20 protein-coding genes are annotated in these 20638 nt (G+C 65.0%); 11 read left to right on the forward strand and 9 right to left on the reverse strand.

Going from position 1 to position 20638, the window contains the following annotated elements; genetic code table 11:
- The 8 genes from AC1DJT_RS18635 to AC1DJT_RS18670 all read right to left on the reverse strand — a co-directional run.
- A partial coding sequence (locus tag AC1DJT_RS18635) for a M81 family metallopeptidase (protein WP_476834616.1) occupies positions 1-664 on the reverse strand: 664 nt, incomplete at its 3' end.
- A 191-nt stretch (positions 665-855) separates the two neighbouring features.
- On the reverse strand, positions 856-1890 hold the full coding sequence (locus AC1DJT_RS18640; protein ID WP_441504229.1) for an ABC transporter ATP-binding protein: 1035 nt from the start codon (positions 1888-1890) through the stop codon (positions 856-858).
- Positions 1887-2705, reverse strand: a complete 819-nt coding sequence (locus AC1DJT_RS18645) for an ABC transporter ATP-binding protein (RefSeq protein ID WP_441504228.1) — start codon at positions 2703-2705, stop codon at positions 1887-1889. Before AC1DJT_RS18645 ends, AC1DJT_RS18640 begins: the two co-directional genes overlap by 4 nt.
- On the reverse strand, positions 2702-3571 hold the full coding sequence (locus AC1DJT_RS18650; protein WP_441504227.1) for an ABC transporter permease: 870 nt from the start codon (positions 3569-3571) through the stop codon (positions 2702-2704). The genes AC1DJT_RS18645 and AC1DJT_RS18650 overlap by 4 nt, the downstream gene beginning before the upstream one ends.
- A 5-nt stretch (positions 3572-3576) precedes the next feature.
- Positions 3577-4518, reverse strand: coding sequence for an ABC transporter permease (locus AC1DJT_RS18655; RefSeq protein WP_476834617.1), 942 nt, complete (start codon positions 4516-4518; stop codon positions 3577-3579).
- Between the two features lie 37 nt (positions 4519-4555).
- Positions 4556-6154, reverse strand: a complete 1599-nt coding sequence (locus AC1DJT_RS18660; RefSeq protein WP_441504225.1) for an ABC transporter substrate-binding protein — start codon at positions 6152-6154, stop codon at positions 4556-4558.
- A 222-nt stretch (positions 6155-6376) separates the two neighbouring features.
- Positions 6377-7687, reverse strand: coding sequence for an alanine racemase (locus tag AC1DJT_RS18665; protein ID WP_441504224.1), 1311 nt, complete (start codon positions 7685-7687; stop codon positions 6377-6379).
- Entirely contained in the window at positions 7678-9141 is a 1464-nt protein-coding gene (locus AC1DJT_RS18670; RefSeq protein WP_476770595.1) for a M81 family metallopeptidase, read from the reverse strand. The genes AC1DJT_RS18665 and AC1DJT_RS18670 overlap by 10 nt, the downstream gene beginning before the upstream one ends.
- A gap of 191 nt (positions 9142-9332) precedes the next feature.
- Here AC1DJT_RS18670 and AC1DJT_RS18675 point away from each other — a divergent pair, with 191 nt between their 5' ends.
- Positions 9333-10847, forward strand: coding sequence for a M81 family metallopeptidase (locus AC1DJT_RS18675; protein WP_441504222.1), 1515 nt, complete (start codon positions 9333-9335; stop codon positions 10845-10847).
- A gap of 115 nt (positions 10848-10962) precedes the next feature.
- Positions 10963-11157 (forward strand): DUF6494 family protein, encoded by a 195-nt coding sequence (locus AC1DJT_RS18680; protein ID WP_441504221.1) that lies wholly within the window; start codon positions 10963-10965, stop codon positions 11155-11157.
- 181 nt (positions 11158-11338) lie between these two features.
- Here AC1DJT_RS18680 and AC1DJT_RS18685 read toward each other — a convergent pair whose 3' ends face one another.
- Positions 11339-12313, reverse strand: coding sequence for a LysR family transcriptional regulator (locus AC1DJT_RS18685; RefSeq protein WP_476834618.1), 975 nt, complete (start codon positions 12311-12313; stop codon positions 11339-11341).
- 68 nt (positions 12314-12381) lie between these two features.
- On the opposite strand from AC1DJT_RS18685, the gene AC1DJT_RS18690 reads away from it, so the two are divergent.
- The 9 genes from AC1DJT_RS18690 to AC1DJT_RS18730 all read left to right on the forward strand — a co-directional run.
- A complete protein-coding gene (locus AC1DJT_RS18690) occupies positions 12382-13539 on the forward strand; it encodes an NAD(P)/FAD-dependent oxidoreductase (RefSeq protein WP_476834619.1) in 1158 nt (385 codons plus the stop codon).
- Positions 13536-13799, forward strand: a complete 264-nt coding sequence (locus AC1DJT_RS18695) for a 2Fe-2S iron-sulfur cluster-binding protein (protein WP_441504220.1) — start codon at positions 13536-13538, stop codon at positions 13797-13799. Before AC1DJT_RS18690 ends, AC1DJT_RS18695 begins: the two co-directional genes overlap by 4 nt.
- Positions 13792-15078, forward strand: a complete 1287-nt coding sequence (locus tag AC1DJT_RS18700) for an FAD-dependent oxidoreductase (RefSeq protein WP_476834620.1) — start codon at positions 13792-13794, stop codon at positions 15076-15078. Before AC1DJT_RS18695 ends, AC1DJT_RS18700 begins: the two co-directional genes overlap by 8 nt.
- 3 nt (positions 15079-15081) lie before the next feature.
- Positions 15082-16488 carry an aldehyde dehydrogenase family protein gene (locus AC1DJT_RS18705; RefSeq protein WP_476834621.1) on the forward strand — a complete coding sequence of 469 codons (1407 nt, stop codon included), beginning with the start codon at positions 15082-15084 and terminating at the stop codon, positions 16486-16488.
- 25 nt (positions 16489-16513) lie between these two features.
- A complete protein-coding gene (gene dapA / locus AC1DJT_RS18710) occupies positions 16514-17422 on the forward strand; it encodes a 4-hydroxy-tetrahydrodipicolinate synthase (protein ID WP_441504217.1) in 909 nt (302 codons plus the stop codon).
- Positions 17423-17543: 121 nt separating this feature from the next.
- A complete protein-coding gene (locus AC1DJT_RS18715; RefSeq protein WP_441492122.1) occupies positions 17544-18371 on the forward strand; it encodes a transporter substrate-binding domain-containing protein in 828 nt (275 codons plus the stop codon).
- 49 nt (positions 18372-18420) lie between these two features.
- Positions 18421-19083 (forward strand): amino acid ABC transporter permease, encoded by a 663-nt coding sequence (locus AC1DJT_RS18720; protein ID WP_441492123.1) that lies wholly within the window; start codon positions 18421-18423, stop codon positions 19081-19083.
- 13 nt (positions 19084-19096) lie between these two features.
- Positions 19097-19894 (forward strand): amino acid ABC transporter ATP-binding protein, encoded by a 798-nt coding sequence (locus AC1DJT_RS18725; protein ID WP_441492124.1) that lies wholly within the window; start codon positions 19097-19099, stop codon positions 19892-19894.
- Between the two features lie 7 nt (positions 19895-19901).
- Positions 19902-20638: saccharopine dehydrogenase family protein (locus AC1DJT_RS18730; RefSeq protein ID WP_476834622.1), on the forward strand; the 737-nt coding region annotated here is incomplete at its 3' end.

Genomic DNA, 20638 nt, shown 5'->3' on the forward strand with positions numbered 1-20638 from the left:
CCTCCAGCTCGCGGGCCCGATCGAACCAGCGCTTCATCGGCCCCTTCGACGTCAGGAACTGCTCTTGATGCGACAGCAGCGGAATCTTGCGCCAGGCCATCACCGGCCGCCGCTTCTCCGCGAGAATCTTGAGCAACAGAGCCGTCCCGATTTTGCCGGTATCGAAGACGTCATGCGGCTGCGTACGATGCCCGACGATCGCCGTGCAATTGGCCATGATCTTGCGCGTGATGTTGGCGTGGTGATCGAGGCCAAGCAGGATCGGGACCTCGGATCCGAGGATCGAACGGCAGAGCTCGGCCTGCTCGCCTTCGACATCGTCGATATCCTCGGCAGCAGCGGCGCCGTGGAGTTGCAGGACGAGCCCGTCGATCGGGCCGACAGCCGCGAGCCCGGTCCGGATCTTGTCCTGGAAGAAGTCGAACGCCGCGCGCGTGATCCGGCCGCCGGCGACGCTCCAGGCCCTGATGATCGGGATCGTCTCGACCGCAAGGCCGGATTCAGCCACCGCTGCATAGTGACCGCCGATCTGCCCGATCTCGCCAAACTGACGCGCGATCTCGGCCCCCTCATACAGGCCGAATGCCTCGAAATCCGCGAGCGTGGTCGGTACAGGATTGAAGTCGTTCGTTTCCTGCACAATGTGAATCAAGGCCAGGCGCACAGAATTCCTCCCGGAAAACGACGGTTCGCCAGCCGCAACGGCAAGGCGATCTCAATGGGTCGCACACCTCGTTATTGAGCGCTCACGCCGGTTGAACCTGTCGCAATGCGCGAAAACATGGGAAAAACGTACTGACGGCGCTATTTCGGGTCAAGGATTCTCTGTTTCGCAAGAAGAAACCGCTCCGATCTTCACAGGACCGGCAAACCTGTATTCCCGACCTCGCCTGGCTCACGAGACAGCGCTTCTCGGCGCGGCCAATAGCGGCACGAGACGCCGTGACCTGCCGCGACTTCGTGCCACTCCGCAGTGTTGCTGCTCGCGTGATCGTCGCCGTGGACACAGCCCCCGCCATCGCCTTCGAGAAAGCGCAGATCCGGCGGCGGCCGCTGGAGCCGTTCGCGCTGGCGGACGGGATCGGGCACCGGCACTGCATCCAGCAATACGCGCGTATAGGGGTGGGCGGGGCTGTCATAGACTTGAGCCGCGCTGCCCATTTCGACGACCCGGCCGCGATACATGACCGCTACGTGATGGGCGACTTCGCGAACGATCGCGAGATCATGCGCGATGAACAGATAGGACAGGCCGAGCTTCGCCTGAAGTGACTGCAACAGGTCCACGATCTGCGCCTGGGTGCGGACGTCGAGCGCCGAGACCGGCTCGTCGCAGACGATGAAATCCGGGCTGACCGCCAGGGCCCGGGCGATGACGACGCGCTGGCGCTGCCCGCCGGAAAATTCGTGCGGGTAGCGCTGCATCATGCCCGGGTCGAGGCTGACCAGGTCCAGAAGCTCAGCGACACGGTCCTGCAGCCGGGCAGGAGGCACCGAGCGATGCACCTGGAGCGGCTCGCGCAGGATCTGTCCGATCGTCATGCGCGGGTGCAAGCTCGAATACGGATTCTGCAGCACGAACTGCATATGGCGCCGCATCTGCCGCAATCGTGCGGCCAGCATCGTGGTCAATTCCTCGCCGAGCAGTTTCACCGAGCCCGAATATGTCTTCTGCAGCTGCAGGATCGCCCGGCCGGTCGTGGTCTTGCCCGACCCGGACTGGCCGACGAGCCCGAGCGTCTGGCCGGGTCCGATATCGAAGGAGACACGATCGACCGCCTTCAGCGCCTTGCCGTCGCCCCTGCCGGGAAAGCGCACCGACAGATCGCGGACCTGAAGCAGTGGCCGCGGCAGCGCCTCGGCGAGTGCGGCGGGATCATGAGCGGTCATCGCGTCGGCCCGGTGCTCTGGAGACGCGGCACGGCATCGAGMAGGGCGCGCGTATAGGCGTGCTGCGGCGCGGCGAAGACCCTCTCGATCGCTCCGGCTTCGACGATCTCGCCGCGGTACATCACATTGACCCGGTCGACCATGCCGGCCACGACGCCGAAATCATGGGTGATCAGCATCAACGCCATGCCGCGCTCCTCCTTCAGCCGCAGGAGCAAGCGCAGGATCTGCGCTTGCACGGTGACGTCGAGCGCCGTCGTCGGCTCATCGGCGATCAGCAGGTCCGGCTCGCAGGAGATGGCCATCGCGATCATGACGCGCTGGCGCATCCCGCCTGAGAACTGGTGCGGATGATCGTCCAGGCGCCGCGCCGCATCAGGTATCCCGACCTGATCGAGCAGTTCGATGCAGCGTTCGCGTGCCGCCTTGCCGGACAGCCCGGTGTGGTGGCGCAGCATGTCGGTCATTTGCGCGGCAATGCTCAGCACCGGATTGAGCGACGTCATCGGATCCTGGAAGACCATGGCGATGCGCCGCCCACGCAGAGCCCGCATATCGACTTCGCTCTTCGCCAGGATGTCCTGCCCCAGGAAGCTGACCTCGCCGCCAAGCGCGACAGAGGTGCCTTCGGGGGTGAGCCGCATCAGCGCCTTGGCCGTGACGCTCTTGCCGCAGCCGGATTCGCCGACGAAACCGACCGCTTCATCGGCAGCGATATCGAAGGAGATGCCGCGTACGGCCTGGATGACCTCCCGGCGCGTCGTGACGCTGGCGGTCAGGTTGCGGACGCTGAGGAGAGGGCCGGTGCGGATCATCGCACGCTCCCGACATCGAGCACGTCGCGCAGGCCATTGGCCAGGACGATAAAGGTCAGCGTCGCGAACACGATCGCGGCGGCGGGGCCGATCACGGTCAGCGGTGCCAGCTCCATGAATTGCCGCGCTTCGGACAGCATGCCACCCCAGTTCGGGTCTGGCGGCGGCGGCCCGAGCCCGAGGAAGGACAGGGCCGTGACCGTGAAGATCGTCTGAGACAGGGTCAGGCTGGTCGCGACAAGGATCGGCGAGACGACGAGCGGCAGGATATGGCGGAGAACCAGCCGCAATTCGCTCATGCCGATGCTGCGCGCCGCTTCGACATGGTCCCATTGCTTCACGCTGAGCACGGGCGCGCGCACCACTCTGGCCATTGCCGGCGTGTACACGATGGCGATGGTGAGGATCAGATTGGGAATGGTCGGTCCAAGCGCCGCAACGACCGCAATCGCGAGAAGGAGCACCGGGAAGGCGAAAACCACATCCAGGACGCGCATGATCACGTCATCGACCAGGCCGCCCAGATAGCCGGAGAGCAACCCGAGGACGAGACCTCCGACGAGGGCGATAAAGACGGCCGTGATCGTGATCAGCAGGGTCGTGCGGCCACCGACGATCAGCCGGCTGAGGACATCGCGACCGATCGAGTCCGTACCGAGCCAGTGGCGCGCACTGGCTCCGGCAAGAGAGTCGGGCGAGGTCGCGGACGGATCGAACGGCACGAGGAAGGGCGCGAAGATCGTGACGATCAACATCGTGGCCAGCATTGCCAGCCCGATCCCCAGCAGCAGGCCGCCTTGCGTGATCCGCAGCGCCTTGGGAGCGCACGCGCCAAGAGCCCGCTCCTGAACTCCCTCCTGCGACACGGCCCTCACAGCTTCACCCGCGCATCGACCCGTGCATAGGCGATGTCGATCATCGTATTCACCACGACCACGATCGCCGACGCCGTCAGGACGATGGCCTGGATCACCGGATAGTCGCGGCTATTGATGGAATCGAAGAGATATTGGCCCATTCCGGGAATGGCGAAGATGGTCTCGACCAGGATGCTGCCGCCAAGCAKGGCTGCGATCTTGAGACCGGTTGCGGTGATGACCGGCGTCAAGGCGTTGCGGACGAGGTAGTCGCGGAGGATCCTGCCCGGAGGCAGCCCTTTCGCGCGAGCGACCATGACGAAATCCTGGTTGGCCACCTCGAGGACGGCAGCGCGGGTGTTCTCGGAAATCGTGACCGAGACCGCCAGGGCCAGGGCGAGCGCCGGCAACAGCAGGCTACCGATATTGGCGAGCGGATCCTCGAGAAACGGCGTGTAGCCGAAGATCGAGATCTGCGGGAAATAGAGGCCGAAGAGCAGCACGATCAGCGTCGCGACCACATAATTCGGCACGGCCAGCATAACGCCATTGTAGAGCCGCACGATCCAGTCGATCGCGCCACGCATCCGCGCCGCTGCCAGCCCGGTCGCTACCCCCATCAGCATCGAGATGATCGCGGCAACCAGCGTCAGTTGGAAGGTCACCGCAAGCCGATTGAGCAATTCCGGCCGAACCGGCTGGCGCGTCACGAAGGACGTGCCGAGATCACCGAGGAGGGCATGCCCGAGCCAGACCCCATATTGCGCCAGCAGTGGTCGATCGAGCCCGAGCTCCTGCCGGATCGCCGCCAGAACCTCCGGTGCGACGCTCTGTGAGCCCGCTGCGGCAATGGCAAAATCGCCCGGCAAAGCCCGCATCATCGCGAAGGCAATGAAGGAGACCGCCAGCAGGATGACCAGCATCCAGGCGAGGCGGCCGAGGACAAAGCGCGTCATCGGCCGGCGCCCAATGTGCCGAGAGCGAACGGGGGAGTTATTTTTTCAGCCATGCCGTGCGCACGAAGGAGCGGATATTCGCAGCGATCGGAACGTAATCCTTGACGTAGTTCCACCAGATCTCCCAGCGGAGCGGGTACTGGTAGACTTGGATGATGTAGGCTTGGTCGGCGATATGGCGCTGGATCGCCATGTTCTTGGCCGCACGCAGGCCGAGGTCGAGTTCGGCGCGGGCTTCCAGGATCATTCTGTCGAGTGCGGCATCGTTCGATCCGGTGCCCTTGCCGGTAGCGCTGTCCGACTTGATGTATTGAAGGGTGGCGTCCGAGTCCGGCGTCCAGGACAGGGCGACCGAGAGCAGCGTCGGCCACGTACCGGTGTTCCACATGGTCAAGAGCGGTGCCGTCTCCATCGGCGTCAGTTTGACCGTGATTCCCGCCACCTGCCATTGCTGCTGCAGGATCTGCGCACAGGCGACGTCGAGCGGGTTGGCTGCGACGATGATGTAATTGCCGAGATCGATGCCCTCGGGATAACCGGCCTCGGCCAGCAGAACCTTCGCCGCTGCCGGATCATGCTTGTAGTAGGGCAGTTCCCCGGTGCCATCATAGCCGCCGACCTGGCTTTCCGGGATCATCGCGCCGATCTTGCCCGAACCGCCCAGGATCGTGTCGAGGCAGGCCTTGCGATCGGTCGCGAGGCTAAGCGCGCGGCGCACCCTGACATCGTTCAGGGGCTTGGCCTTCATGTTCAGCCAGATCGGGAAGGTCCGCGAGGTCTGACCGGGAGCGGACACGAGGTTGGGCGAGGTGCGCGCAATCGCAGCCGCGACTTTCGGGTCCTTCAGCCAGGTCATGTCGATCGCGCGCGACCGCAGCGCCGAGGTCAGCGTGGCCTGGTCCTTGTAGAACTTGAACACCACCCTGGAGAGATGCGGCTGCCCCTTCTCATAATAGCCCGCATGCGCGGTCAGCGAGAATTGCAGATTCGGCTGATAGGCCTCGAACACGAAGGGGCCGGTTCCGACGGGCTGGGTGTTGAGGTTCTCGACCCCGGCCGGGACGATCGCACCATTGGGGCTGGTCGCCAGATTGCTCAGGAAGGCCGCATCGGTCGCGTTCAGCTGGAATTTGACAGTGTAGGGGTCGATGACCGTAACCGCATCGACGCTGGAATAGAACGCCCGCAGGCGGCTGCCGGAAGCCGGGCTCAGGATACGATCGAAGGTGTGCTTCACATCATTGGCCGTGAAATCCTGGCCATTGTGGAATTTCACGCCCTGCCGCAGGCGGAAGACATAGGTCTTGGGATCGGGTTGATCGTAGCTCAGCGCGAGGTCGGGCTCGATCTTCATCTGCGCGGACCAGCGCAGCAGCCCCGTATAGATCAGGCTGGTGAAATCATAGGAGGAGAACGCCGTAAGCGTGACCGGATCCAGCCCGATCGGGTCGGCATCGGCGCCGATCGTCAGTGTTCCACCGGAAACCGGCGTCTCGGCCGCAGCATCGCCAACCATGATCGCGGGCGAAAGCGCCATGGCACTGCTGGCGAGCACAAGCCGCAGCAGGCTGCGGCGCGATAGCTCCTCTGCCATCTCCGGCTCGGGGGCGATCATCGGGAATGACGGAGGCTTCACGAACGATCCTTCCACATATGATCACAGGGCATGATCTCGGCCTGAAGCCTACAAGACGCTGATCTCCCATCAGCACCCGCCGCATGAAGCGAGACGCCTGTCGCCCTCGCCGATTCCCGCCCGCAGATCATCCCTCTCTCCGACGGAGGCTAGGAGTCGCCAGAATTCGCGTCAAGGATTCCTGGTTTCGCAACAAGAAACACGGTTTCCAAGTAGGGCCTCTCAGAAGAACGTTCTGACGGCCCCGCGCACGCCGTAATCGTCGTCGACCAGCATCAGCAGAGCCCATTTGTCGAAGGTCGTACAGGGATGACCGATGCCGAAGCCGACCATGTCTCCAACCTGGAGCGGGCTGTCCTCCGGCGTACCGAGATGGCAGTGCTGGTCGTTGAGTGCGAGAACCGTGTGCCCTGCCGGCATCGGCTCGGGATTGCTCATGCCCTGCCGGAACCAGCGCAGGGGAACGGGCATGCCTGCGTCGTAGCTGATGTCGCGCTTGCCGACGGTGAGCAGGCTACGACCTCGCTCGGGCCGCGATTGGACATAGGCCCAGACCTCAAGCGCCGGCTCGAGTCCGCCCGCCGGCAGGGTCAGGCTTGTTTCCATGACGATGCGCCGGAATGCACTGGCATAGGCTGTTGAATCGTGCGTCAGGTAACAACCCGAGCGCAGGACCTTCACGATGGATCGCGCAAAGGACGCCGCGTTCAGCTTTTCTCCGACGCGATCGAAAAGGGCGGTTCCGCCGGCACTCAGCACCATGGGATCGGGGCCGAGCAAACCCTCCGCTTCGGCGGCCAACGCCACGTCGATCATGTCGTCGAGGAGGCGGTCGGCACCTGCGGTGACACTATGTAACCCTTCGAAACACTCGAACCCGGCAAGTTGCAGCCCAGCCGCCCCACTGATGGCACGGGCGATCGCCATCGCCTCGGCCCGGCTGCGCGCACCCGTTCGGCCGCCCATGAAACCGATCTCGACGAGGATGCGCAGCGGATTGCCCGATGGCGGCGGCGCGCGCCGGGCGGCCTCCGCCAGCAATGCGACACCTTCGACGCTGTCGGCCAGGCAATACAACGCAAAGCCCTCATCCATCACGGCATCGAGGCAGGCGGTGATCTCCTGGCGTCCGACAGGCTGATTGGCGAGGATCACGCGTCTGACACCGAATTGGCGGCACACCTGAAGCTGCTGGATCGTCGCCACGGTAATGGCCCAGGCGCCGTCGGCGATCTGCAGGTCGAAGAGCTGCGGCGCCATGGTCGTCTTGCCATGGGGCGCGATCACCAGACCGTTCTCTGCGGTGAACGCGCTCATCCAGACGCTGTTTCGCCTCAGCACGCTCTCGCGGATCACCGCAATCGGGAGCGGCAAGTCGCCGGCCAGAACATTCCAGCCTTGCGTCCCGATATCGCCCAGTCGCAGGCCCGATATGCCTGGCGGCAGCCCCTTGCTCAGCCCATCGAGGCGTTGATCGTCGATATCGGCGAGTGACAGACGCGGCAGCGCGCCACCGGGGGCGATCAGAGCCATGGGTTCGGGTCCAGCGGCGAGAATGGGCGGCGGATCTTGGTGTAGGCGATCTTGCTGGCGTCCGGTGGGTATGGGCCGCCGCTGTCGAGATAGAGAACGCTGGCCGCGATCGGCGCAAAGGCCGCATGGAAATGGTTCGAGGATTTGACGACCACGACCCGCTTTGCAGCCAGATCAATGCCGAGATTGGTGAAGACCGGAGGGCTGAAGGTCTGAGCGCGGGTCGATGCGAGGACGATATCGAGAGCGCCGATGCGGATCGCCGCAGCCGGCCCGAGCGAAACCCAGCTCTGCGCAAAGGGCACCACAAGCTCGGACGTCGTGCCTGTCACCAGCACCGTGGCATCGATCGGCCGGCCCGACGACGGCGCAGCCTTGCCAGCGAAGCGCAGGGAAATCTCGGCTCCAACCCCGGCGGCGCGGCACAGGCTCACGGCGACGGGGTCCCAGAGCGCCCCGATCGCGGCCGGCACCTCCGGCCGTCTGAGCAGCGCCTCGACCATCACGGAGGAATCGCCGGCGACGCCGCCGCCGGGATTGTCCCAGCGATCGGCGAGGATGACGGGACGGCCATCCTGCGCCAGTGCCAGCGCCGCCTCGATACCCTCATCAGGCTTGTAGTGCTTCGGCGCCGCACCGCTGGGACCCCAGCGCAGGATTTCCAGCCCAAGCGTCTTGGCGAGCGCTGCCGCCTTGCCCGCATCGCGATCGGCGATGACGAGCACCTTCGTGCCGACATCCGCCACGTCCGCCGCCTGGAAGCCGTGCGCGACCGAGATGCTCAGGATACCGTCCCTGCCCTCCATCGCCTTGATACGGTCGACGAAACTGCGACCTGGCTCGCGGCTTGTCATGAAGCTCGCAATTCCGCGGCAGTCGAAGACAGCGCTGACGGGTTTCACCTGCGCGCGCGCTGTCCGCAGACAGAGCTCGAGAAGATCCTCCGCCCGATCGAGAAAGTCGGTATGCGGAAACTCCTTGAAGGCAATGATGACATCAGCGGCATCGACCATCTCAGTGGTGAGATGGCAATGCATGTCGAGCTCGGCCCCGATGACGCAATCGGGGCCGGCAAGCGCGCGGGCGCGCGCCATCAGGTCGCCCTCGCAATCGTCATAGCCGCGCGCAACCATTGCGCCATGCAGCCCCAGCAGCACGATATCGACAGGGAGCGCCTCACGAAGCTGGCTAAGAATTTCATCCCGCAGGCTTTCATAGCCCTCGCGCGAGACGAGCCCTGCAGGCTCGGCCCATGTCGCCGTGCCCTCGATCAGGGTGTAGCCCTCGCTGGCAGCGCGGCGGCGGGCGGCGACCACCGGCGCCGAGCACAGCGTCGGCGTTTCCGGGTGCGTACCGGGCGGACAGTAGAAGGCCGCCTCAAAGGCGCTGCGATCGACGAAGAGCGGAGCGAAGGTGTTGGTTTCAGTCGCCAGCGATGCAACGAAGACGCGCATGCAGATAGCCCCCGCTCGGCGACACGACGCAACCGCACCGTCCCGCTCCTCCGCCAGGATCTAACGGGAGGTCGCTTCCCCCTGTCAAAGCAGAGTGGTTTCTCCTGACGGAATAATGGCGTCTTGATCCGGAACGCCCCCGCGTCCGAAATGGTGCCACGCCGCTTCCTGTCGAGATTGGTTTCCCCAGCATGGCACGCCCCCGCCGCATCCTGCTCGCCGCGCTGTTTCACGAGACGCACAGCTTCATCGACGAGGTTACGAGCCTCGCCGACTTCACGATCCGGCGCGGTGGCGAGGTGTTGCAGCGGCGCGGAGACGGATCCACGCTCGATGGTTTCCTGGAGGTGGCCGAAGCCGAGGGGTGGCAGGTCGTACCGACGATCGACTACACGGCCCTGCCCTCGGGCACCGTCGAACAGGCTGTCTTCGACCGCTTCCGAGACGAGTTCGACGCAGGGCTCAGGGCAGCGCTTGCGGATGGCGGCCTCGACGGCATCTGGCTCGCCCTGCACGGTGCCATGGTGACGTCAGCATGTCTCGACCCGGAGGGTGCTTTGCTCGCCCATATCCGTGCGGTGCCCGGCTGCGAGGACCTGCCGGTCTTCGGTGTCTTCGACCTCCACGCGAATTTCACCGCGGCCATGGCTGCCCACGCCAATGGCCTCGTCGCCTATCGCGAGAACCCGCACACCGATGCTCGGGAATCGGCCAAGCGCGCGGCGCAGCTGCTCGCACGGGCCCTGAACGAGAACAGCCTTCCGCGCATGCATTCGTGCAACGCTCCCGTCATGTGGCCACCGACAGGAACCGGAACGGCCGATCGGCCGATGCGCGAGCTCGAGGCCATGGCTCGGGCGATCGAAAGCGACGATCCCGCGATCTGGGCTGTCAACGTCGTCGGCGGCTATTCATTCTCCGATGTTCCCGAGGCCGGCGTCGCATTCTGCGTGGTGACCACGGGAGCGGAAGCTGAGGCGCGTGGAGCGCTGGCGCGGCTCACGGAAACGGCCGCGACCCTGCGCGCCTTCGGCCTGCCCAGCGAATGGGATCTCGACGACGCCGTTGCGGAGATTCAGCGTCTGCCGGGCGGCCCCTATATCGTCGTCGAGCCGGCGGACAATATCGGTGGCGGCGCGCCCGGCGACGGCACGTCCGTGCTCCGCGCGTTCCTGCGCCATGAGGTCGAGAACTGTGCCATTGCCATCGCCGACGCCGCGGCGGTTGCTGCGCTCTCTGATGCCAGGCCGGGCGATGTCCGGAGGATCTCGGTCGGCGGCAAGGGGAGCGCCATTGCCGAAGGCCCAGTCGAAATCGAGGCCCGATTCGTCAGCTCAAGCGATGGCGACTTTGCGCTGGAGGACCTGAACAGCCATCTAGCCGCCTCCCAGGGCGCCCATTTCAGCATGGGGCCCTCTGCCGTGGTGACCACTGGACGCGGGATCAGCGTGCTGCTGACCAGCCGCAAGACACCCCCCTTCGACCTTGGGCAGTTCCGCTCGCAGGGCATCCACCCGGAGACCCTGAAGGCGATCGGCGTCAAGGCGGCCGTCGCGCATCGGCGTGCCTACGACAAGATCGCCAAGGGCAGCTACACGGTTGCAACATCCGGCCCCTGCACCAGCAAGATCGCTTCGCTGCCCTACACGCAGCTCCGCCGGCCAGTCTTCCCAATCCATCCGGATGACGCGCTGGACGACCGTTGAGCGGCCCCCGACGCCGAAAGCCGATGCGCGCTCAATTGCGCGGGTGCTGCCGGTGAGCTCATCCGGGTGTATCACCAATGTACGCGGCCCTTGKCAGCGAGTTTGGAGAGCGATCATGGATGAGGACCGTTTCAACATGGCCGTCCGGAAGTTCCTGAAGGAGGTCGGGCTGACCTCTCAACGGGAGATCGAGCGCGTCGTACGCGAGGGAAACCTGCAAGGACGCGTCGTGCGCCTGCGCATGTCGCTCACGTCAGACGATGCGCCCTCGCTTCAGCATAGTGTCGAGACAACCATCGACCTCCGCTGAGGCGGCTGGCGGAGTGGCCCAGAACCCCCGCGGAAGCATCGGCAGCCGATCGCTTTACCTGACTGCGAAGGTCGCCGCGTTCGCTTTCGCGAGCATTCACCTGTAGCAAGGTGCCACCCAGCGATCAGGGAAGGCCTCATGCAATGCTCGAAATCTGTAATAACTAAGCAAATTTTGACTTCTAATAGAATTTAATCAGATCCGTACACAATTGCCTCAGCGATTTGACATAGGTATTATTGAATAGAAAAATTGCCTCACCAAAGTAAATCGGAATCTCCGGCAATCCATCTATATCAACCTTTGTTACATTTGGCTCCTGCTCCTCCAGGCACCATTCCGGAATGATCGCAAAGCCGAGGCCGGCCTCGACACATCGCTTGACGCTCGAACTGCCCGACGTCGAGATCGCGATCTCCATTTCGGAATCCTGTKGCCTGAGATAGTCGACCGCGAGATTGCGAAGGAGCTGGCCTGGCTCATAGGTCACGAACGGCCGGCCTGTGGCCCAATCCTTGATGCTGCTCGGCGAAGGCGGATCCCCCCAGGACGTCGGGAAGATCAGCGCCGGCCGATAGGTGCAGACGAGGTGCTGCGGAACGTTCGGGTCCCCGAAATACCGTTCGGTGATGCAGACATCCAGGCTGCCGTCMTTGATCAGTTCCGGGAGCGACGTGTCGCGCTCATAGGCCACGATCTCCACCTGGGGGTAACGCTCACGGAAGCGGGCCAGGACCGGCGGCAGGAGATAGTAGAAGATGGCTTGCGGAAGCCCGATACGCAGGACCGGACGCTCCTTGTCCAGGGTGCGGTCGAGCCGGGCGAGCATCGTATCCAGCTCAGGCAGCAGCAACTTGTAGAGGCTGCGTCCGCGAGGCGTCAGAATAACCGTCTTCGCGCCCTGCTCCGAGACCACCAGGCGCTCTCCCAGAACCTGCTCAAGCCGCCGGACATGATTGGCGGCAGACTGATAGCTCATGCCGAGCTTGCGCGCGGCTGCGGAATAGGAGCCGTCGCGCGCAACGATGAAGAACGTTTGGATGAGCGTCAGGTTGGCGTCACGCATGGCAGCCCCTCCCAGGAAAGCGACCTGCATGTCCCACAGCCGAGCGATTTCCGCCACTTTCAAACAATGAGGCAAGTCGGCGCCGATCATTTGGATCGACCGGCCGGGCGAAGCGGAAGAGGTTCGGCGCACCTCTTCTGGGAAACAAGATCGCCGTCATGGCCCGCCCCTCCTCAATGCATGTCGCCGTGGTTGGCGCGGGAATCGTCGGTGCTGCCGCCGCCCATTTCCTCGCGGCCGCGGGCGCAAGGGTCACGTTGCTGGATGCATCGGGCCCGGCAGCCGGTGCGACCGGCGCATCCGACGGCGCGGTCTCGGTGGCCAGCAAGCGCCCGGGGCCGATGATGGACCTCGCCCGTCATGCCAGGGCCTTCTACGGTCAGTTGGAAGCCGACGGCCTCTTCCAAGGGCTGTTCCATCGCCGCTCGACCTTCCTGATCGCGCAGAACGCCCTTGAAGCGGAACTCGTGTCGCAGCACGGCGCTGACCTCGCCCAGGCCGGCGAACGCGTCATCGCGGTCGCGCGAGCCGACCTGATGAACCGCATCCCCGGTCTTGGCGAACGCGTCGCGGCCGCCCTCGAGATTCCCGATGACGGCCACGCCCTTGGGTACMAGATCACGGCGCGCCTGCTGCAGCGGAGCGACATCGTCGTGCGGCGCCGGGCGCCGGTGTCCGAGATCGTGGTGCGGGATGGCCGTGCCGTCGGCGTCGCGCTCGCGGACGAAGTCCTGCCGGCGGACGCGGTCCTCGTCGCGGCCGGTATCGGATCGGCCCATCTCCTGAACCTGGGCGACATCCTTATCCCGCGGAAGGGACAGATGGTCGTCACCGATCGGGCAAGTGCCGGGCGTCCCGCCATCGACGGGCATCTCATGGCCGCCTCCTATCTCGCGGCCAAGCGCGGCATCGTTCTGGACAGATCGCATATCGGCCTCGTCATCGACCCGCTGGTGACCGGCCAGTTCCTTCTGGGCGGCAGTCGAGAGGACAATCGCAGCGATCATCGAACAGACGCGGTGACCGTGTCGGCCATCTTGCGGGCAGCCCTTGATCTCTATCCACCGCTCGGGGCGCGGCGCGTGGTGAGAACATTCGCGGGCGTGCGGACGGCCTCGCGTGATGGGCTGCCGATCATCGGCAGGCACCCGCATGTCGATGGGCTCGTCGTCGCGACCGGTTTCGAGGGCGACGGCATCTGCCTTGGTCCCTTCATGGGCGAATCCGCGGCGCGAATAGTCCTGGACCGGCCGCTCGCCGCCGATCTTTCGATGCTGACACCCGCTCGATTTGCCGGGGTCGAGGCCTGCCAATGATGTCGCGGATATTCTGGAACGATCGCGTCGTGCCCTTCCGCCCCGGCGAGACGATTGCAGCGGCCTTGGGCCGGGCCGGCATCCTCAGCCTCGGTCCGGAAGGCGCGCCGGTGCGCGGACGTGTCTTCTGCGGCATCGGCGCGTGCCAGGCTTGCGTCGTCTCGGTCGAGGGTGGCGCACCGGTCGAGGCGTGCCTGACGCCCGCCAGGGATGGGTTGAGAATTGGGTCCATGCCCTCGGTTGGGGGGCGGAATGACTGACATTCCGATCCTCGTCGTCGGCGGCGGGCCCGCCGGAGCAAGCGCTGCGGCCACTCTCGCAGAGGCTGGATTGCGTGTGCTTCTGGTCGAGCAGCGCGATCAACTGGGCGGCGCGATCCACCGCCAGGCGGCCCGCGGCGCGGCCCATGCCGTGCACACGCCCGCCCGGCACCGACGCAACTGGGCCGAGCTCGCCCAGCGTATCGAGGCTGCCGGCAGCCGCATCGAATTGCGCACCGACACCGTCTTCCTGGGCGTCGACGGCGATGGCCGCCATCTCTTCGACGATCGGGCGGCCGGCAGGGTTTTTGCCCGCACGGTCCGCGCGGCAGTCATCGCTGTCGGAGCGGTTGAGAAGATCCATCCGTTCGAGGGCTGGGACCTGCCGGGCGTCATGACCGCGGGCGGAGCTCAGGTCCTGCTCAAGGAGACCGGCGTCCCACCGACGGGGCCCATCCTGGTCGCCGGAACAGGCCCCCTTCTTCTTGCCGTATCCGCACAGCTTGCCAAGGCGGGCAACCCGCCGGTCGCGGTGCTGGAGCGAGGGCGTCCATGGCTTCGCTTCAACGCCCTGCTGCAGATGGTCGGGGCAGGGCCGCAACTCGGCGAGGCGGCTTCCTACGCCGCCACGCTCCTGTCGCAGGGCGTCCCCTACCGGACCGGAACCGACATCCTCTCCGTTCGCGAGGATGATGCGGGTCTGGACATTCGGGTCAGGCGCAGTGGCTCCCTTCATCGTCTGCGCGCCCGGCATGTGCTGGTGCATGACGGCATCGAGCCCAACCGGGTCGGCATACCCCTTTCGGATCCTGACGGGGCCGTTCCCGTTGTCCTTGCCGGCGACGGGCGCGAGGTTCTGGGCGCGGACGCGGCCATCCTGGACGGCCGCCGTGCAGCCTGCACGGTCCTCGCGCGTCTGGGGATGCGGCGTCCCGACGGGCAAGTCGAGGCCAGGCTGACGGCGGCGCGGAATGTCCAGGCCGCCCTCTTCAACCTGTTCCGCTCCGCCTTGCCGGAGCCAACCCCCGAGACGCTGATCTGCCGCTGCGAGGCGCGTCGCCTCTCCGACTTCAGATYGCTCCCGGACGATGCCTCGACTCGGGAGATCCGCCTCATGGGGCGGTTCGGGATGGGTGTCTGCCAGGGGCGTTTCTGCGGCCCGACGATCGCCGCCCTGCGCGGCGAGGCCGTGCCTTCGGCCATCCCACCTCGTTGGCCCCTGCGGCCGGTGTCCTTGGCAGCACTTGCCGACCTGAAAACAGACGATCTGGAGTCCTAGACCGTGACCATCACCCTTGTGAAACGTCCCGCAGCCGCAACCGCATCCCCACAGATCGAGGTGTTCAATCCCTACTCGGGCRCCAGAATTGGTCAGGTCGCGGTTGCCGATGAGGTCGCGGTCGCAAAAGCTCTGCAAGGCGCGCGCCGGGCGTGGCGCGAGTTCCGCTTCAGCACTCCGGCGGAACGCAAGGCCTTGCTCTACCGCCTCGCGGTGCTTCTCGCTGATGAGGCCGACGATATGGCCAAAATCATCTGCGCTGAAGTCGGCAAGACGATCGCGGAGGCCCGCAATGAGGTCCGTCGCGCCCAGAACACCCTGCGCCTGTCCGGCGATGCGGTGACCGTGCTGCATGGCGAGGTGCTGCCGACGGCAATTGTGCCCGGCGCGCCCAGCAAGTTCGCGTCCATCACCTATGAGGCCGCCGGCGTGGTCGGGGCGATCACGCCCTTCAACTATCCGCTCAACCTGCTTTGCCATAAGCTCGGTCCCGCGATCGCGGCCGGCAACGCGGTCGTTGCCAAGCCGTCACCGAAGGCGCCGCTCGCGGCGGCGCGCCTGGCCGAACTCGCTGCCAAGGCCGGCTTTCCCGCAGGCCTGTTCACCGTCGTGCATGGGGGCGCCGAGGTCGCCGCGACCATTGCCGGCGGCGATATCGACATTCTGAGCTTCACCGGCGGACCCGCAGCCGGGCTGGCGCTGAAGAACGCATCCGGCCTGGTCCGTTGCCTGATGGAGCTCGGTGGCAATGACCCGCTGATCGTCATGCCCGACGCCGATCTGGACCGCGCGGCCGACGTCGCCATTGGCCATCGTTTCGAGATCGCCGGGCAAAGCTGCGCTGCGGTGAAGCGCCTCTTCCTTCACGACTCCATTCGCGAAACCATGCTGGAGCGCATCGTCGCGAGAATCGAGGCCGTTCGCACGGGCGATCCGGCCGATGCGGACACGGTCATGGGAACCGTCATCGATGAGCAGGCCGCCATGGAGGTGGAGCGGCGTGTCAGGCAGGCGGTMACCGATGGGGCAGAGCTGCTGGCAGGCGGCGTCCGGAAGGGGACGCTCTTTGCTCCGACGCTCCTCGACGCCGTGTCGGAAGGCACGGACCTCGTGCGCTCCGAAACCTTCGGCCCGGTTCTGGCAGTCCGCCGCTTCAGCGATGTCGGCAGCGTCATCGCCGAGGTCAGTGACGGCATCTACGGCCTCCAGGCCGGCGTCTTCACCAACGATCACGCGCTGGTCAAACGCTTCTCGCGCGAACTGCGCGTCGGTGGCGTGATGATCAATGAGGGCCCCGATTTCAGGGCCGAGAACGTGCCGTTCGGCGGAATCAAGTCCAGCGGCCTGGGACGCGAGGGCATCCACATGACCTTGCGGGAAATGAGCGAGACCAAGGTCGTCATCGACTGAGGCTTCGGGAAAAGGGAATTGCACAATGATCGATAAGCAACTTCGTCAGCGCATGGCTGGCGTCTTCACCGCTCTCGTGACGCCGTTCAGGAACGGCGCGGTCGATACCCCGGCGCTCGAAGCCTTGATCAAGAAGCAGCTGGAAGCGGGTGTGGCCGGGCTTGTACCGGTCGGCACCACGGGMGAGGCCGCGACCCTGACTGACAGCGAGGCAGAGGACGTCATTCGCACCACGGTCGCAGCGGCCAAAGGCCGAGCCTTCGTGATGGCCGGCGCAGGATCCAACGCGACGAACCTGGCCATCGGGAAAGCCGTGCGGGCGCAGGCGCTGGGCGTCGACGGCCTCCTGATCGTCACGCCCTATTACAACAAGCCTTCTCAGGCCGGCCTGTTCGACCATTTCTCCGCCATTGCTGCGGCGGTGGAGATCCCGATCATGCTCTACAGCGTGCCGGGACGTACCGGAGTCGAAATCGCGCCGGAGACGGCGGCGCGCCTGGCGAAAGCCCATACCAACATCGTCGGCATCAAGGAGGCCGGCGGCAAGGTCGAGAGGATCACCGAACTGCGCCGTGCCCTCGGTGAGGAATTCGTGATCCACTCAGGCGATGATGGGCTCACCCTGCCCTTCCTCGCGGTCGGTGCCGACGGCGTGACGAGCGTCGCCTCGAACCTGCTGCCCAAGGACATCGTCGCTCTGCACAAGGCCTGGGTCGCTGGCGAGACAGACAAGGCTCGGCGCCTTCATGAGGCTCTGTTCGACGTGATTGGACATCTCTTCATCGAGAGCAATCCAGTACCGCTGAAGGCAGCGCTCGCCCGCACCGGGGCCATCAGCACCGAAATCCGAGCGCCGCTCGCCCCGTTGCGCCCGGAGAGCCTTGCGTCGCTCGAGGCGAGCCTCAAGACCTACGAGACAACCGCCAACATATAAAAAAACCGGTAGGAAGCGGGGCTACTCTCGCATTGTTCGCGAGGGTGGCTCGCCTACGCTGCCGTCAATCCGGATATCGGAGCAAGGCCGAGTACATCGGCGGGGAACGGAGTTTAGACCCATGAAACAAGTCCTTCGGGCAATCTGCGCCGCCGGCCTCTCGCTGCTGGCGCTTTCGGGAACGGCCAGAGCCGAGGATACCGTGGAAGCCGTGCGCGCTCGCGGCGTTCTGCGCATCCCGGGAATTCTCAACGAGGATCCCTATTTCAACAAGGATCCGCGGACCGGCGAATGGCGCGGCTTTGCCATCGAGATGGCCAGGGACATCGCCAAGACGCTGGGCGTCAAATTGCAGGTCGTTGAATCGACCTGGCCCAATTCGATCCTGGACGTGCAGAGCGGCAAGGCTGATCTGGCCCTGGGCGTCACCGCGACGCCGCAACGGGCGCTGTCGGTCGCGTTCTCCCAGCCGACCTATTTCAACAGCTTCGTCATCGTCTCGCCGAAGCCCGAATTGTCGAAGCGGAGCTGGGCCGAGCTCAACGATCCCAAATACACTTTTGCCGTCGATCTCGGCTCCTCCCAGGACCTCATCGCGCAGCAATACCTGCCGAAGGCAAAGATGCTTCGGTTCAAGTCCCGCGACGAAGCGATCGTCGCCGTCGTCACCGGCAAGGCCGATGGCCTCGTGAACACGATGCTCAACGGCCTCGTCATGGCCAAGAAGGCCAGCGGCATCGGCAAGGTCATGGTGCCGCAGCCCGTGCTCTCCACCCCTTCGGTGGTGGCTATGAACTGGGGAACCGACGAGAAGTGGAAGGCCTTCATCTCCTCCTGGGCCGAATACAACCGCCGCATCGGCAACAACCAGACCTGGATCGTGAACAGCCTGGAGCCATTCGGCATCACGCTGGACGATATGCCCGAAGGCTTCGGCTTCGGCGGCTGAACTCCCAGGCGGCCCGCGAGGGCCGCCTCCACGGAAGGCTGGAGAGAACATGTATACGTGGAGCTTTGCCCCGATCCTCCAGGCGAGCGATCTCTTCCTGTGGGGGGCGTGGATCACCGTCGTCTATACGATCGGCTCGATCGCACTTGGCCTGATCCTCGGCCTGGCGGTCTGCTTCGCGCGGCTGTCGGGCAATGGACCGCTGAACTGGTTCGCACAGGGCTTCCAGGAGCTGTTCCGGTGCACGCCCCTGCTCGTGCAGCTGCTCTGGATCTATTACGCCTTGCCGCTGATTCTCGGGATCGACATCCCGAACTGGGCGGCTGCGATGACGACGCTGTCGCTCTATGCGGCCGCATTCTATGCCGAAGTCTTCAGGGGTGGCATCGTCTCGATCGACAAGGGGCAATCCGAAGCAGGCGCCGCGATCGGCATGTCGGGATGGCAAGTCATGCGCAGGATCGTCCTGCCGCAGGCGATCCGCAGGATGATGCCCGCCTTCATCAATCAGTCGGTCACGCAGTTCAAGAACACCTCACTCGTATCGGTCATCTCGGTCGCCGACCTCACCTATATGGCGACCGTCGTGAACGGGCAGACCTATCGACCGCTGGAGGCCTATACGGCTGTCGCGATCCTCTATTTCGTCATCCTGTTCCCGGTCACGAAATTCGCCGACGTCGTTGAGCGCCGCATGCGCGCGGGCAATTGAGGAAAGGCGTTCCATGACCTCCAAACCTTCGTCGACCTCCAAGCCTTCGTCCGCTTCGTCCGGCTCCCTCCTGGAAGCCTCCGGCGTCACCAAGAACTTCGGGGCCCTGAAGGTGCTCCATGGCATCGACCTGGCGGTGAAAGCCGGCGAGGTCCTCTCGATCATCGGCCCTTCCGGCTCGGGAAAGTCCACCTTCATCCGCTGCATGAACATGCTGGAAAGGCCCGATGCCGGCGATATCCTCTTCCGCGGCAGGCGCGTTGGTCTCAAACATGTCGGCGATGCCCATTTCATGGGCCAGGGCGAGCTACGGCGCCATGTCGGCATGGTGTTCCAGCACTTCAATCTGTTTCCCCACAAGACGGTTCTGGAGAACGTGATCGAAGGACCGATCATCGTGCAGCGCAAGCCCCGCGCCGAGGCCGTCGAGATCGCGATGGACTATATCGCGAAGGTCGGGCTCGCCGATAAGCGCGATGCCTGGCCGAACCAGCTTTCCGGCGGACAGAAGCAGCGCGTCGCGATCGCGCGGGCCCTGGCCATGCAGCCGGATGCCCTTCTCCTGGACGAAGTCACGAGCGCGCTCGATCCCGAGCTGGTCGGCGAGGTTCTCGGCGTCGTACGCAGCCTCGCGGATCAGGGAATGACGATGGTTATCGTCACCCATGAGATCTCCTTCGCGGCCGACGTCTCGGACCGGATCGTCTTCATGGAAGCCGGGCGCATCGCGGCGGAGGGCTCGCCGACCGATATTCTGCGCAGCCCGAGCAACGAGCGCCTGAAAGCGTTCCTGTCGCGCTTCCATGCCTGATGAACCGATGAACAGGCTTGGGGAGGAACACCGCCCGTTTTCCGTCGTGATCGTTGGCGGCGGCAGAATTGGCTCGGCGCTGGCGGTCCTGCTTCGCGAGGCCCCGGAGTTCGACGTCGTGATCGTGGATCCGACGGAGCCGGCTCGGGTAAGCGCTCGCAATCTCAATCTGCGCCTGGTGGACATCGATCCCGCCAACCCATCCAAGCTGGACAGCCTGCTGGCCCGGTCCGACGCGGTGGTGGCCGCGCTGCCATCATCCGCGACACCTCCCATAGCCGCGGCCGCCCGGCGCAGCGGCGTGCATTACCTTGATCTGAGCGATGATACGCCCGGCCTCGAGGCCGTTCGACGCGAGGCCGGGTCGGCCTCCAGCTGCTTCGTTCCGCAATGCGGTGTATCGCCAGGATTGATCTCGCCGCTGGTGCTGGACCTCTTGTCCAGGGGTGTGATGCAAGGCAGCGAGGTGAATGTCCGGATCGGCACCTTGCCACGGCATTCGACCAATCGGTTCGGCTACGGCCTCACCTGGGATGTCGATGCCCTGCTGCGCGAATATCTGCAGCCCTCGACCGCGTTGATCAACCGCAAGGTAACGCGCCTGCCTCCCCTGTCCGAGCAGGAGCAGCTCCGTCTCGACGACAGCCTCTACGAGGTCTTCGTTTCCGGAAATATCCCCCTGAGCCTGTGCACATGCCTGGAGGGGCGTGTCGACAGCCTGGTCTCCCGGACGATCCGCTATCC

The sequence above is a fragment of the Allobosea sp. 05T422_2 genome, assembly GCF_056396265.1.